We start from the raw sequence: 13,184 nt of genomic DNA, 5'->3' as shown, positions 1-13,184 counted from the left end.
CCTCACTGTTTATATGGATTTTTAATGTAATTTCTTTTTATCATCTGTAAGGAATTCTTTATATTTTGGATTTTCCGCGACAAATTCATGCAGCTTTCCTCCATAGTTTTCAATCCACTGACTGACAACTTTCTCGGTCACTTCTTCCCCTTGATATTTCCGACCAGCTTTTGCATAGGTTGCTTCGAAATCTTCCCATAATAATTCAACCCATGTTTGCGCTTGCCCTACCGAAATAAAAGAATTAAGCTCCAGTAGCCGTTCAACTAACTTTTTCTGTGCTTCATGCATCGTTGATTCCTTCTTTCTTTTTCTGTTTTTACTTATAGATTGCAGATAGATAACAAATACTATCCGTAGTAATAAACAAATATAAGTTTATTACCGTTTACTTTGTTAATACTTGGAGGTATAACGATGGGAAATGTAGATAATACAAATGATATGAAGCTTGAAGGGGAACCGAGAGCTAAAGCGGAATTCGCTTCGAAAAGAGCAAATGGTACAATCAATACACATCCTCAAGAGAGAATGCATGCTTCCTCTCATCGCAGACCGAAATAATAAGGAAGTAGTTTTTTATTACTGTAGGAAAGAGGGAGAGACCAAACTCGGTCCCTCCACTCCTTTTCCTCAATCCTTCTTTTTCAATAACGCAATCGGAATACCTTCTTCTTGGCTTCCTTCTATTTTTCGTTTTCCCCAGGCAAATACACCATTCATATAATCGATTTGAAAAAGAACTCCAGGATCTCCTTCTATTTCATACACTTCATTCGGTTTAAAATCTTTTGGATTTAATAAATAGGATTTTGCGAGAACTGCTTTTCTTTCTAAGACAGCATACTCATTAATCATTCCAAGCTGTTCCGCCTTTTTTGCTTGATCATTTAAAGTGGATATTTCCATACGGAGCTCATGTTCTGTCATCATGCTATATCTTTTTGTCAGCATTTTTTATTCCCTCCACTACAAACTAGTGTAATAAAATTCACCTGATTCGGCAAAAATTTAGATTTTTCATTTACATTTCATTTTCGATTTCATCTAAATACTGTTCGATAAGGTCCATCGAGAATCCTTTGCGGTATAAAAATTGTTTCATTTTTTGCGTGAATTCATAGCCTGTAAATTTTGCGAATTTCCTTCTTGCCTTCTCACCATGAATCCGAATGTTTTCTAATTCATCACTATCCATTTCAAGAATCTCTGGCATCCTTTTTACTTCCTGAATAATAGCAGTTGTATAGCCTTTTCGAACAAGCGTCTGCTCCAGCTTCTGTAATAAAATTTTCTTAGAATCCTTTTTCTTCCCCGTTAAAAATTTCACCATTACTTTTTGCGCAGACTGAAGCTGATCTTCATATGCAAACTCTTCCATGGCACGTTCGATTAATTCCATCTGAACGCCTTTTTCTTTCAGCTCTCTTTTAATCGATTCTGGTCCCTTTATTGTTGTATTCCGTTGGGTGCGCACATAGGAAAAAGCATAATCCTCATCATCGATAAATTTCATATCCTTTAATTTCATCATTACTTCTGATACGAATGACTCGTTTTCCATTTTAGCAAGCAGATGTTTTCTTACTTCCATTTCCGTCCTTTTCACTTTAGCCAAATACCTAACTGCCATATGGTAGCCTTTTCTTATTTCATCCGTATATTGGATTTCATTTAATAAGAGCGAGTCTAGTTCCATCCCTTTCTGCAACTGGTACTTCACTAATACTGCCTCATCTACACTAAATGCATAAACTTCTTTCCCTTGCTTTATCGTAAAAATATTGTATCGGTCGTTTAATTCCTTTTGCCTTGTAATTTTACTAATAATCATCTTATCACCACATCATTATCTATTTTGAGGCTTTCCCACTCAGCTTGTACAAGGAAAATAGAGCTTTTATTGTCATTAATTCAACTCTTCTCCTTAAAATGTAGCATAGAAAAAGAGGAATAGCAGTACTTTTGCCTTCTTCTGCAAATTAAATCCCTAACCATTAGTGAATCTATTTTACTCAACTAGGAAAGAATAAAAAAGATACTTGGAATTGGAAAGGAATGATATAAATGGATAGAAAGAAAAAACAAAAACCAAAGCATACACTATCTAGTATGCAGGCAGTAACCTATCAACATGAATTTAAAATGGCAGATCGGGCTGCGAGTAGAAAAGATACGAAATAATCCGAATAAATACTATTTTAAGGAGAGAATCCTTTTAATCATTCTCTCCTTCCCCTTGTGTAACCCCTTACATTTTTTGTGGATAATGTGGATAAACCTGTGGAGTACTTTCTATAAAGCATTTATCCTGTGAGTAAATAAGTTGATAACCTAGGTGTTTTCCCACAACTAACGTTAGGTTTATTTTCTGAAGATACAGCAAAATGGACCTTTCCACTCTCATGGCTAAGATCCATTTTAATAATTATATATGAAAAATTGATATAATAGCATATAACAAACAATTCCCTTTAAATGATTTCTTTTTTGTTTCTACCTTCTTCTAATAATTGAGCTTTATTATAGTAAAAAATGTATTTTTGAAAATAATGATTCCTTTCTAAGCCTCCTTTTGCTCTATTCGATTTTTGCGAATATTTATTCGCTAGCCGTTTACTATTTCTGATCTTTATTTTTAGCAAAACAGATTTCATCATTATCCCCCTTATTAATTCTTAATAACGAACGAAACAATAAAAGAAAAAGCTTAGATATACTCTTTATTTTTCTATCATCATCCGTTCTTTATAAAGAACTCTTTGATAAAAAATTCCCCTTTTTATATCTTAAATATAAGTCCATTCGTTCTTAATGTCAATATATTTTTGTTTTTTATAAAGAACAACTCATGAAAGTGGATACAAATCCTTCATTATTAAAATTTCTTAATGACGGAAAGAGTAACTTATAAATACATTCTCCATTCTCAATAAGAAAAACCTCTTAATCTCGGGAGAAATTAAGAGGTTCCTATCATGATTTATTCCACTTTCATTGCTCTTTTTCGTAAAAATAAGAATACACTTCCACCAACTACTAACAAGAATAATCCTACTATTATCCAATTAGATTCGTTTGTTGCAGTATCTGGTAACGCTTCTCCCTTGTTGTCTGTCCCTGGATTTTCTGTTCCTGGCTCTTCTGCTACTGGATTTTCAAAAAGCGATTGCATTTCGTTTGCTGAAAGGACAAGTCCATCATATACACGCACTTCATCCATTAGACCTTTAAATGGAATGTCCCAATAGTTTACACCTAAACTAAATTGGGCATTAACGGTTGTAAAGACATCTGGAAAATTCCCATCAGAAAATTTTTCCTCTCCATTAATGTAGACCTTTGCTTCTCCCTCATTTACCGTAAATCCGAAATGTGTCCATTCATTTTTTTGAATAATAGAGTCAGATACTGCGTCATACCATTGATCACCGTTATGGGACCATACTTTTGTCACATTATGTGCATTCGGCACAAGACTAATCCAATTATTCTCAGTTCTGGTACCAAAGAAAGTTGTTGTAAATTCTGTGATTTCTTCTGGTTTCATCCAAAGTGATATGGAATACTTATTACTTGCAATTAGACCATCTGCCAATTTCAGCCCTGATTCCCCGTTGAATTTAGCAGCATTCCCTACAATACCCTCTTCAAACGTAATTTTACCGCCTGTATTATGAATGCGATCGCCTGTTACAGTTGCATCTGCTTGATTACCAGAACGATCTGCTAACCCCTCATTAAAGTCATAATAGGCAGTTAATCTCCCTTCCTCTTCTGCTAATACTTGAACCGTTAAAGATAATGTTTCTATCGCATCCCCTAAAGTAATAGTAGCTGTCAATTCTACTTTAGCATCATCAGAACCAAATGGTGGTCTTTTTACCATTCCATCATTCGAAATTACTTCTGGCTGTGAAGATTCCCACTTAATTGTCGTACCTTGCGTTGCTTGAGTTGGCAAGGAGATATCCTTAATCGCCTCTGTTGGAATCGCATTACTTAGTTCCACTTTCACACTAGATACAACTTCTTGATCTGATTTACTATCAACATGACTCCCCCAAATTACAACACCATCACCAGACATGGCACTAAAGGTCATCACCCATTTTGCAGATGTAGGATCATATTGACGAATAAAAACACCATCAAATATTTGTCCTTCTATCTCTACTTCCACTCTGTAATTATCGTATAGCTTCCATGTCCCAGTTACAGCACCAGAAACAGTCTTGTCTGCATTTAATTTAATCCATTGCGATTCTGTTAAATTACCTGTAATCTCTTTGCCGTGATTGATGTACTTATAATCACCAATAATATCTTCCTCTGAAACAGCCTCTATTGTTTCACCGGCATATTGATATGGAGTCGGTACTGGCCATTGCTCCTTGTTTTTAAAGGTTTGATGGACACGCACTTGATGAAGCTCTCCTTGTTGAGGGAATCGAGTATGAGTCACAATAAACTCTTTGCCAAGTTCTTCATCTATCAAATAAGAATTATGGCCTGGTGACATATAGCCTGTTCCTATTCCTACGCCATCTTCCCCAAGATCTCTTTTAAACAAGAAATTCCCCATCATTTTATTTCCAATCTCTTTATGATCATAATTGCTCGGAAAATTTCCTGTACCTAAATTAAAGCTCTCTGGAAAAACAGCAGCATTGCCAGCGGCGTCTTCATACGGACCATCAATATTTTTTGATCTAAACTGTCTCATTTGATAACCACCGTCAGAAGCTAATCCACCATACGTAATATAGAGATAGTAATACCCTGTTTCCTTATCGTAAACAGCATATGTTCCTTCACCCGATCTCCCGTATCCTCCAGCAATCTTCGTACCGAAATATCGATCAATCATTCTGCCATCCGAGGTTTTCCCATCCGCCCCAGGGTAAATGGGTTCACCCGTTTTCTTATCTAATGGCAAAATAAACGTTCCACCTGACCATGAACCATATGTCATCCATAAATCCCCATTCTCATCATAGAGAACATTTGCATCAATCGCATTCGTATAAAGTGCGTTATTATAATTTCCTTCACTTGTAAACCAATCTGGATTTGCATTATCCAAAGTACCGTCTGCAATCAAATCTGCGATATTCGTATTTTCCCAATGTTTATTAATAACACTCTTGTTATCAGTCGTTTCATAATTGGTAAAACCAGAATAAATAACGGTATCCCTATAGTCATACGGTCCCTCTATATTCTTCGATACTGCAATGCCTATCGCTGATCGAATATAGGTTGAAGAGACACTATAGTACAACATATAAGCTCCCTTTAATCCATCTTCCCAAACATAATCTTTATTCCATAAAACATCAGGCGCCCATACGGAGTATCCACCAGAGCTATCTGCGTCATGTTCCCCAGCCCATTTAAAAGACTCCGCAAGATTCTCAGTCAAGTTACCATAGATAGGATTATTCTCTGGCGTTTGATATTCGCTTGTTACTAAAGAAGTCCAATTCATTAAGTCGGTTGATTTGGCTGCTGCAATATGTGACCCAAAAACATAATAAGAGCCATTTTTCGCTTTAATTATGGACGGATCATGAACGGAAACATGTTGAAATTCAATCGAATCAGCTTGAAAACCTTCCGCCTTTACTTGCTTCTCCTTTACATAAGTCCATGGAAATATTACAATTACGATTAACGAAACAACCAACCATTTTTTGATAATGCTCTTCATCGTTTCATTCTCCCCTTTTATCACACTTTTTTGTAAACGTATACATTTTTACCCATAAAAAATCCCATCTTTTATACATATCGATAGGAAGTCGCTTGATGTGCAGAACAAAAGTGAACGTTCAGATTTTATTATGTAAAAGTGGGGTAAAAAAATGGATTCCTTTACATGTTTCCATCATTTAATCATCTATTCAAATGATTAATATTTATATTAATTATACTTCCACCCCTTTCTTAAAATCCAGCTTTTACTACTCCACATTAGCTTACTATATTTCCTATACTTAAACAATATAAAAATCCGTATTTTAAAGCATTTAACATTGATAAAATGCAGCTAATCTATTTTTAATCTATGTATCGCTCTCCTAATAATACCCTTACAAATAATATAGTTTCACATTACAAAAACACACATAAAACGATTTTTATTCACATTTAATTAACAAAAATATTAATCATTATTCATCCTGTTCCACTCTTTCTTTCAAGCAAAAAGGAGTCTGGGGTCTCCCAAACTCCTTTATTATCCCAATTTTCATTTCGAAAGAAATAGGCTATCTTTTACGTTCTTTAAATGCATATCTTTCAATATTATCTCTTTTTCTAAATAACTTGCTTTAATACCAAAATGTGGTTCGATGTATTCTATTGCTTTATCTCCCATCATCAATAGCTTTACAGCTCGATAAGGAAAATTAATTCCAGCTAGACAGCTATAATGCAGCCCACCCGACATTCTTGGGTTAATCTCTAATAGTTTGGGTTTTCCGTCTTTATACTTCACTTGAATATTATAGACAAACGGTATTTCTAGTACTTCATTTATTTTTTCTGCTAAAGTCAGCAACTCTTGATTTTTTTCTAATTCTCTCACTCTACCCTTGCTCTTTTTCCTTGGGATAGCTGTCATAAGCTCTCCATCATATGCTAAACAATCAATGCTATATTCTGTTCCATCCAAGTATTCTAACACCATTAAGGGTGGAAATTCTGATTGCTGTTTTAATATATCGTAGGCATGATCAAATGTGATTTTATGAGAAACACCATTGTAAAACAGTTCCTCAATCGTAGCTAAGCCATCTTGTATGATTCGAAAACCATTTCCCCCCTCCCCGATTACAGGCTTGAAGCATACCGTATGCCCTTTCTTTTTTAAAGCATAGTAAGCTTCTTTAAAAGCTTCTGCATTCGTTACGATAAAGTAATCAGGAATGGAAACATATTTCTTTAAGAAGGAATGACTTTCGATTAATTGATAGGTTGCTTCTTTATCATCGAGCTTTTCCATTAAAGACGCATCTGGGCAAACAAGTACCTTAACTCCTAATGCATTAAATTCCTTTAAATGCTTGGCAATAAGGACGTTTTCCTTCCGTGGAACAAATATATCAATCGAATGGGTACGACAAAATGCTAAGCAAAATTGAAGATATTCTTCTCCAGAAACATTTGGTTCTTTAAAAGCAGCATCACAATAGCTTAAGTAGAGGGCATTTTCATTATTCGAAGTTCCGTATACTTCAAATTCAATCCCATCGGAATTATAGCGAATCATATCAATAAAGTGTGCAACCGTTGTGAACCATTGGTTAAACCAAATTCTTTTCTTCATGTCTCTATCCTTTCAGCTATACTAATGATTTCCATTTTTTAGCTCTTTGAAATTTTTAGTATGGATAATCTACCTTCTTTTTATTCCTACTGTTAAACAAAAATTCGACAAACACTGTCAAATTCCTGCATCCTGCAACATTGTTTACTGAAAGTTCTTTTTATTCACTCTGTTTCAAGTCTTTAAATTAAGGGAAAATAGATACAAATAATACTTTTATTTGTATAGACAGATTCTAATTTGCACTATTCTATTAGGCTCATGCTATAATTAATAAATAGTATTAATTTTGTAAAAATGTTAAAAGGAGATCTGTTTATGACAAAATTCACTGGCTACATTGGCACATATACAAAGAAAACAAGTAAAGGTATTTATTCTTTTGTACTAGACACAGATGAGAAAAAAATTACGGATGTTTCTCTTGTTGCTGAAATTGAAAACCCTACCTATTTAACGGTTACAAACGATAATCAGCAACTATTTGCAGTCGGCAAAGAAGGCTCTACAGGTGGAGTTTCTGCTTATTCTATTAGTAATGACGGAAGTCTTTCTCTAATTAATAGCGAATATTCTGAGGGACCATCCCCTTGCCATGTAAGTGTAGATACCGATAAAACAATCGTTCTCTCTGCAAATTACCACAAAGGAACTGCGGAATCCTATCCATTAAATACAGCGGATGGTTCATTAAATAGCGTTGCATCTATTATTGAACATACTGGGACAGGTCCTAATACTGCACGCCAGGAAAAACCGCATATGCATTTCGCTGGTTTTACCCTAAATGATCAATATGCAGTCTCTATTGATTTAGGTACAGATCGCGTAGATACTTACAAGCTCGTTGATAATAAGCTAGAAGAAGTTAGCAGTTTATCTGTTAAACCTGGAAGTGGCCCAAGACATATCGCCTTCCATCCTAATGGTAAATTTGCTTATGTCATGACAGAATTAAGCAATGAAGTAATTGCTTTATCTTTTAACTCAGAAACGGGCGCATTTGAAGAATTACAATACATTTCAACTTTACCAATTGATTTCACAGAAAATAGCCAAGGAAGTGCGATTCATCTTTCTTCCGATGGAAATTTTGTTTATGCAGGTAACCGCGGGCATAATTCCATTTCTATTTTCCAAGTTAATAGTGAAACAGGTCAATTAACATTTATCGAACGAACTTCTACAGAAGGCAACTGGCCAAGAGATTTTGTTTTAGATCCAACAGAACAATTCCTACTTGCATCAAATGAGCAGTCTGACACACTTACTTTATTTGAGAGAGATTCTGTTACAGGAAAACTTACTCTATTACAATCAGAAATAGAGGCACCAGAACCAGTTTGTGTAAAATTTTTAAATAATTGAGAAAAGCGGAGGGCACCCGTTTAAGGGCGTGTGGGGTGGAGCGATCTTTCCTGAGATAACGGGTCACGAAGAGCGATAGCGATTCGATGTTGACTTATCGTAGGGAAAGGTCGGGAAGCCCATCAGCTCCTGGATGCCCGGCGCTAGACACCAAATTGACTTAAAAAAACTTTACATTCTTAACATCAAGAAGAAGGAGGAGGCGGATTAAACTGGCACCCATGTCAAGGACACAGTAAAAAAAGAGATTAAGCAGTGAGAAGATGATTCCTATATTGAATAGGGGTCATCTTTTTTAAGTTCCACTGATATCGATAATTGTTATAGTAAACCATGTAATGATTTATTTTTGCCTTTAGTTCTTTTAAGGTTTTACAAGATTGATAGTCCACATCATCTTTTAAATGACCAAAGAATGACTCTTGAGGGGCATTGTCCCAACAGTTTCCTCTTCTAGACATCGATTGGTCTAGACCATATTTTTTTAATAACCTTTGAAATTTTGGGCTCGTATAATGACTTCCTTGATCTGAATGAATAAAGGCATCTTTATGTATAATTACTTTCTTGTTGTTCATCAATTTCTGGATTGTCTTCGTTGCGATATCTAAGGTAATACGGTCAGAAACATGATAAGCTAGGAGTTCGTTTGTGGAAGCATCTTTTACGGTCGACAAATAAGCCATACTATTTCCGTTATATGGCAAATAAGTGATATCCGTTAATAAAACCTTTCCTGGTATACCCTGCTTAAACTCTCTGTTTAGCTTGTTTGGTACGACTTGATGTTCCTTTGTTGCTTTAGCGATTTTTTTATAAGGATTTACTTTTCTATGAGGACAGACTATACTATATTTCTTCATGATTCTTTGTATCTTTTTACGACTAAATATAATGTTATATTCATTCTCCAAGATCATTTTTATGGACCTGGAACCTTTCTTATATCCCCGTCGATTAAAGGCTTCTAGTATGATTTCTTTCGCTTCCAAGTCCAATTGTTCTCTCGCTTCTCGGATAGTATATGCTTGAAGGAAACTATAGTATCCAGAACGGGAAACCTCTAAAAGTTTGCAAAAATACTTAGTCATACGCTTAAAACCATTTTGTTCAATGGTCTCAGAAATTAATTGATATACTCTACTTGGTTCTAGTTTTTTTGTTTCGTTTAGCAGCCTCCTTTCTGTCACTTCTAGCTTTTTTAATAACTCTACCTGACCCTCCAATAGCTTAATTCTAGCTTCTTGCCTTTCAATCACTTCAGACGGCGTAAGTTCTCGCTTTAATGGTCTACCAGAACCGGCTTTTCTTGAGTCTGTGAGTCCGATTAACCCATCCTTTTCATAGGCTTTCTTCCACCTGTATGCGGATTGTTCAATTCGTTTAATTCCTATTACGTCCACATCAAAGTCGTTATCCATGAAGATTTGTCGAGGAAGTTTTCCACCTAGATACTCATCCATAAATCTATTTTTAAATGAATCCGTATAGGTAATAGCTCGCTCGCTGACACTTTGTACATTTGGATTCCTTTTAAGCATTTTTATCTCTTTAGTTGAAAATGTTATCTTACTCATGTTGTCCCCTAATCCCTTTTTAGTAATTTAAGTATATAAAAAAATACCTGTAGATAAAACACTCTTTTTTCAAGTGTCCTAACTACAGGTACCATTTTAGATAGCCTTCTCCTTTATTTGCAGTCTAAGTTTATTAAGCTAAATATGCTTCCTGCACTTGTTTATTCGTAATAAGCTCTTCTCCTGTTCCTTCTAGTACAATCTCGCCTGTTTGAATAACATAACCTCTACTCGCAATTTGCAATGCTTGGAATGCATTCTGTTCAACCAATAATATCGTCATCCCTTGTTTATTAAGCTCTTTGATAATTTCAAAGATTTGCTCCACGATAATAGGAGCGAGCCCCATTGATGGTTCATCTAACATCAGCACCTCTGGCTGCATCATGAGTGCCCGCCCAATTGCAAGCATTTGCTGCTCTCCTCCACTCATCGTTCCGCCTTTTTGTTCGACTCTTTCTTTTAATCTAGGAAAATATTCAAACACTTTTTGCATTCTTGTTTCGATTAATTGTTTGTCCTTTACTGCAAACGCTCCAATTAATAGATTCTCTCTCACCGAAAGCTTCGGAAAAATTCTTCTTCCCTCTGGCACCTGTGAAATTCCCAAAACAGCTGTTTTATGTGCAGCTATATTGGCAATATCCTTTCCCTTATAAAGAATGCTGCCCTTTTTTATCGGAACCTGCCCACTAATTGATTTAAGGGTTGTCGATTTTCCAGCACCATTGCTTCCTATTAATGTAACAATCTCTCCTTTATCCACATGTAAGCTAATTCCTTTTAAAGCTTGAATTCCACCATACCAAGCTTCGATTCCTGTTATTTCTAGTATCTTTTCCACGCTGCTACCCCCTTTAAGCAAGTGATACCGCTCCTTTTCCTAAATAGGCTTCGATTACTTTAGGATTGGAACGAATCTCTTCAGGACCACCTTCTGCAATTTTTTCTCCATGATCTAATACGATGATATGATTTGAAATTTCCATTACTAGCTTCATATCATGCTCAATTAAAATAATCGTTAAATCATATTTCTTACACATATCTTGAATTAAATTTGTTAATAGACTCGTTTCCTTCGGGTTCATACCAGCAGCAGGCTCATCTAATAATAAAACGCTAGGCTTTGTGGCTAAAGCACGCGCAATTTCTAATCTCCGTTGCGCCCCATAGGACAAATTTCCAGCTGCTTCATTTAATAGATCAGCAAGCCCTACATATTCTAATATCCGATATGCCTCTTTCATCGCTTCCTCTTCTTCATGCCTTGCCTTTGGTAATTGAAGCAATGTTCCAATCAAGCTTCCTCTAATATGGTTATGCATACCGACCATAACATTTTCCAATACCGTAATATCACTGAAAAGGCGGATATTCTGAAACGTTCTAGAAATCCCTTGTCTTGCCACTACATGTGGCTTAAACCCAGCAATCGATTTTCCAGCTAGAACTATTTCTCCAGATGTCGGTTTATATACACCTGTTATCATATTAAAAAAAGTAGTTTTTCCAGCACCATTCGGGCCAATAACAGCTGTAATCGAATTCTTTTCGACGGTCATATCAATATTGGCATTCGCCACAAGACCGCCAAATGTTTTTGTTAATCCTTTCACCTCGAGTATATTCACTTGATGCCCCTCCTTAAGCAATTTAGTAGATTACTGCTTTTCCGCTATGCTCTCTTTTAATTTCTTTTCATTAAATTTCTTATTTTTAGCAGGTATCAATCCTTGAGGGCGATATAAGGTCATAATAATTAAAAGTGCACCGAAGATAAATCTTTGCATTTTTGCTGGAGACAAGGCATCAGGAATAGTTGTTACTTGGCTTAACCAACCAGTTAACTCTGTTAACACCTGTAAATTCAAAATGGTAACAACTGCCGCTCCCAAAATGACACCAGGTACGCTTCCCATTCCTCCTAAAATAACCATAACGAGAATGGTCGTAGATTCTAAGTAAGTGAAACTAGTTGGATCAACAAACATCTGCTTAGCAGCAAAGACAACTCCCATCATTCCAGAAAAAGAAGCTCCGATAGCAAATGCCGTTAATTTTGTTTTTACAAGGGGAATTCCCATTGCTTGAGCAGCAATCTCATTTTCTCTTACCGCTTTCCAAGAGCGCCCTAATTTTGTATGCTCCATTCTAGTAACCGCATAAATAACAATAATAAACATAACTAGCACAATATAATAGAATTGATTTGGCTGGGATAAAGTGATTCCAAATAATTCTGGCTGCTGGATGCTTGGAAGCCCCATCGCTCCATTCGTAATGTTTACAGGTCTATCTAAGTTATTAAACACAATTCGGATTATTTCACCAAACCCTAAGGTTACAATGGCTAAATAATCTCCTTTTACCCTCAAAACTGGAATCCCTAATAATACGCCAAATAAAGCCGCTACAAATAGCCCGATTATGATAAAAAACCAAAAGCTGTTTCCAGACAAAGGATAGGTTCCAAAGGGCATGAAATTATTCGCCTGGGCAGTAGCAAAAATACCATATGTATAGGCACCTACTGCAAAGAAGGCCACAAATCCTAAATCAAGCAGCCCGGCAAGTCCCACAACAATATTCAGACCTAGGGCCATGCATACATAAATCCCTACCATCGTTGCTACTTCCATATATGCTTGATAGGATGGCCCTTGACTAGCTGAAGCTGGCAACACAATTACTAAGATAAGTAAGGCGATTCCCCACTTCATTTTATTTCCTAGATTCAAATAATAGAGAAGTAGTAGCGATAATAGTAGAAGTAAAAAGGCAATGACTGATTTTTGTGAAAAGGCCAAGGCTGCTGTAGTAACCAATACATACGCAAAGAAAAGAATGATTTGTGCAACCTTATTTGTTTGGATTGTTTTAATCATGTTAGCCATCTTTTCCAC

The 13,184-nt window shown here is 35.8% G+C and carries 13 protein-coding genes; 3 read left to right on the top strand and 10 right to left on the bottom strand.

What is annotated here, in order from left to right:
• Positions 1-21: 21 nt before the first annotated feature.
• Complete coding sequence (locus tag AB3U99_RS04680; RefSeq protein WP_016202763.1) at positions 22-291, bottom strand: YfhJ family protein; 270 nt, start codon at positions 289-291, stop codon at positions 22-24.
• Between the two features lie 126 nt (positions 292-417).
• Here AB3U99_RS04680 and AB3U99_RS04675 point away from each other — a divergent pair, with 126 nt between their 5' ends.
• Positions 418-564 carry a small, acid-soluble spore protein K gene (locus AB3U99_RS04675; RefSeq protein ID WP_400245882.1) on the top strand — a complete coding sequence of 49 codons (147 nt, stop codon included), beginning with the start codon at positions 418-420 and terminating at the stop codon, positions 562-564.
• A gap of 69 nt (positions 565-633) precedes the next feature.
• Here AB3U99_RS04675 and AB3U99_RS04670 read toward each other — a convergent pair whose 3' ends face one another.
• Both AB3U99_RS04670 and recX read right to left on the bottom strand, forming a co-directional pair.
• Positions 634-954, bottom strand: a complete 321-nt coding sequence (locus tag AB3U99_RS04670) for a YfhH family protein (protein ID WP_400245880.1) — start codon at positions 952-954, stop codon at positions 634-636.
• Between the two features lie 70 nt (positions 955-1,024).
• Complete coding sequence (gene recX, locus AB3U99_RS04665; protein WP_400245878.1) at positions 1,025-1,834, bottom strand: recombination regulator RecX; 810 nt, start codon at positions 1,832-1,834, stop codon at positions 1,025-1,027.
• A 233-nt stretch (positions 1,835-2,067) separates the two neighbouring features.
• Here recX and AB3U99_RS04660 point away from each other — a divergent pair, with 233 nt between their 5' ends.
• Positions 2,068-2,184: a YfhE family protein gene (locus AB3U99_RS04660; protein WP_400245876.1), complete on the top strand. Its 117-nt coding sequence runs from the start codon at positions 2,068-2,070 to the stop codon at positions 2,182-2,184.
• Positions 2,185-2,474: 290 nt separating this feature from the next.
• Here AB3U99_RS04660 and AB3U99_RS04655 read toward each other — a convergent pair whose 3' ends face one another.
• From AB3U99_RS04655 to AB3U99_RS04645, 3 genes are all read right to left on the bottom strand, one after another.
• Positions 2,475-2,657 (bottom strand): hypothetical protein, encoded by a 183-nt coding sequence (locus AB3U99_RS04655; protein WP_400245874.1) that lies wholly within the window; start codon positions 2,655-2,657, stop codon positions 2,475-2,477.
• A gap of 326 nt (positions 2,658-2,983) precedes the next feature.
• A complete protein-coding gene (locus tag AB3U99_RS04650; protein WP_400245873.1) occupies positions 2,984-5,713 on the bottom strand; it encodes a lipocalin-like domain-containing protein in 2,730 nt (909 codons plus the stop codon).
• 540 nt (positions 5,714-6,253) lie between these two features.
• Entirely contained in the window at positions 6,254-7,333 is a 1,080-nt protein-coding gene (locus tag AB3U99_RS04645; protein WP_400245871.1) for an ATP-grasp domain-containing protein, read from the bottom strand.
• A gap of 318 nt (positions 7,334-7,651) precedes the next feature.
• Between AB3U99_RS04645 and AB3U99_RS04640 the strand changes: the two genes are divergently transcribed.
• Complete coding sequence (locus tag AB3U99_RS04640) at positions 7,652-8,701, top strand: lactonase family protein (RefSeq protein ID WP_400245869.1); 1,050 nt, start codon at positions 7,652-7,654, stop codon at positions 8,699-8,701.
• A 248-nt stretch (positions 8,702-8,949) separates the two neighbouring features.
• Here the strand turns inward: AB3U99_RS04640 and AB3U99_RS04635 are convergent, their stop codons facing one another.
• The 4 genes from AB3U99_RS04635 to AB3U99_RS04620 form a co-directional block, all read right to left on the bottom strand.
• The gene (locus AB3U99_RS04635) at positions 8,950-10,278 is read right to left on the bottom strand and encodes an IS3 family transposase (RefSeq protein WP_400242725.1); all 1,329 of its coding nucleotides are present in this window, start codon (positions 10,276-10,278) and stop codon (positions 8,950-8,952) included.
• A 133-nt stretch (positions 10,279-10,411) separates the two neighbouring features.
• On the bottom strand, positions 10,412-11,122 hold the full coding sequence (locus AB3U99_RS04630) for an ABC transporter ATP-binding protein (RefSeq protein WP_400245867.1): 711 nt from the start codon (positions 11,120-11,122) through the stop codon (positions 10,412-10,414).
• A 13-nt stretch (positions 11,123-11,135) separates the two neighbouring features.
• Positions 11,136-11,912, bottom strand: a complete 777-nt coding sequence (locus AB3U99_RS04625; RefSeq protein ID WP_400245865.1) for an ABC transporter ATP-binding protein — start codon at positions 11,910-11,912, stop codon at positions 11,136-11,138.
• Positions 11,913-11,942: 30 nt separating this feature from the next.
• Positions 11,943-13,175 (bottom strand): branched-chain amino acid ABC transporter permease, encoded by a 1,233-nt coding sequence (locus AB3U99_RS04620; protein ID WP_400245863.1) that lies wholly within the window; start codon positions 13,173-13,175, stop codon positions 11,943-11,945.
• Between the last annotated feature and the right edge of the window lie 9 nt (positions 13,176-13,184).

Source organism: Niallia tiangongensis, from assembly GCF_044704065.1.
GTDB classification, from domain to species: Bacteria; Bacillota; Bacilli; order Bacillales; family Cytobacillaceae; genus Niallia; species Niallia tiangongensis.
This window is presented reverse-complemented; position numbering and strand designations above follow the sequence as displayed.

Excerpts from the sequence above, each read along its gene's own strand:
- AB3U99_RS04680 (WP_016202763.1), bottom strand. The coding sequence starts at position 291 with ATGCATGAAGCACAGAAAAAGTTAGTTGAACGGCTACTGGAGCTTAAT.
- AB3U99_RS04675 (WP_400245882.1), top strand. The coding sequence starts at position 418 with ATGGGAAATGTAGATAATACAAATGATATGAAGCTTGAAGGGGAACCG.
- AB3U99_RS04670 (WP_400245880.1), bottom strand. The coding sequence starts at position 954 with ATGCTGACAAAAAGATATAGCATGATGACAGAACATGAGCTCCGTATG.
- recX (WP_400245878.1), bottom strand. The coding sequence starts at position 1,834 with ATGATTATTAGTAAAATTACAAGGCAAAAGGAATTAAACGACCGATAC.
- AB3U99_RS04660 (WP_400245876.1), top strand. The coding sequence starts at position 2,068 with ATGGATAGAAAGAAAAAACAAAAACCAAAGCATACACTATCTAGTATG.
- AB3U99_RS04655 (WP_400245874.1), bottom strand. The coding sequence starts at position 2,657 with ATGAAATCTGTTTTGCTAAAAATAAAGATCAGAAATAGTAAACGGCTA.
- AB3U99_RS04650 (WP_400245873.1), bottom strand. The coding sequence starts at position 5,713 with ATGAAGAGCATTATCAAAAAATGGTTGGTTGTTTCGTTAATCGTAATT.
- AB3U99_RS04645 (WP_400245871.1), bottom strand. The coding sequence starts at position 7,333 with ATGAAGAAAAGAATTTGGTTTAACCAATGGTTCACAACGGTTGCACAC.
- AB3U99_RS04640 (WP_400245869.1), top strand. The coding sequence starts at position 7,652 with ATGACAAAATTCACTGGCTACATTGGCACATATACAAAGAAAACAAGT.
- AB3U99_RS04635 (WP_400242725.1), bottom strand. The coding sequence starts at position 10,278 with ATGAGTAAGATAACATTTTCAACTAAAGAGATAAAAATGCTTAAAAGG.
- AB3U99_RS04620 (WP_400245863.1), bottom strand. The coding sequence starts at position 13,175 with ATGGCTAACATGATTAAAACAATCCAAACAAATAAGGTTGCACAAATC.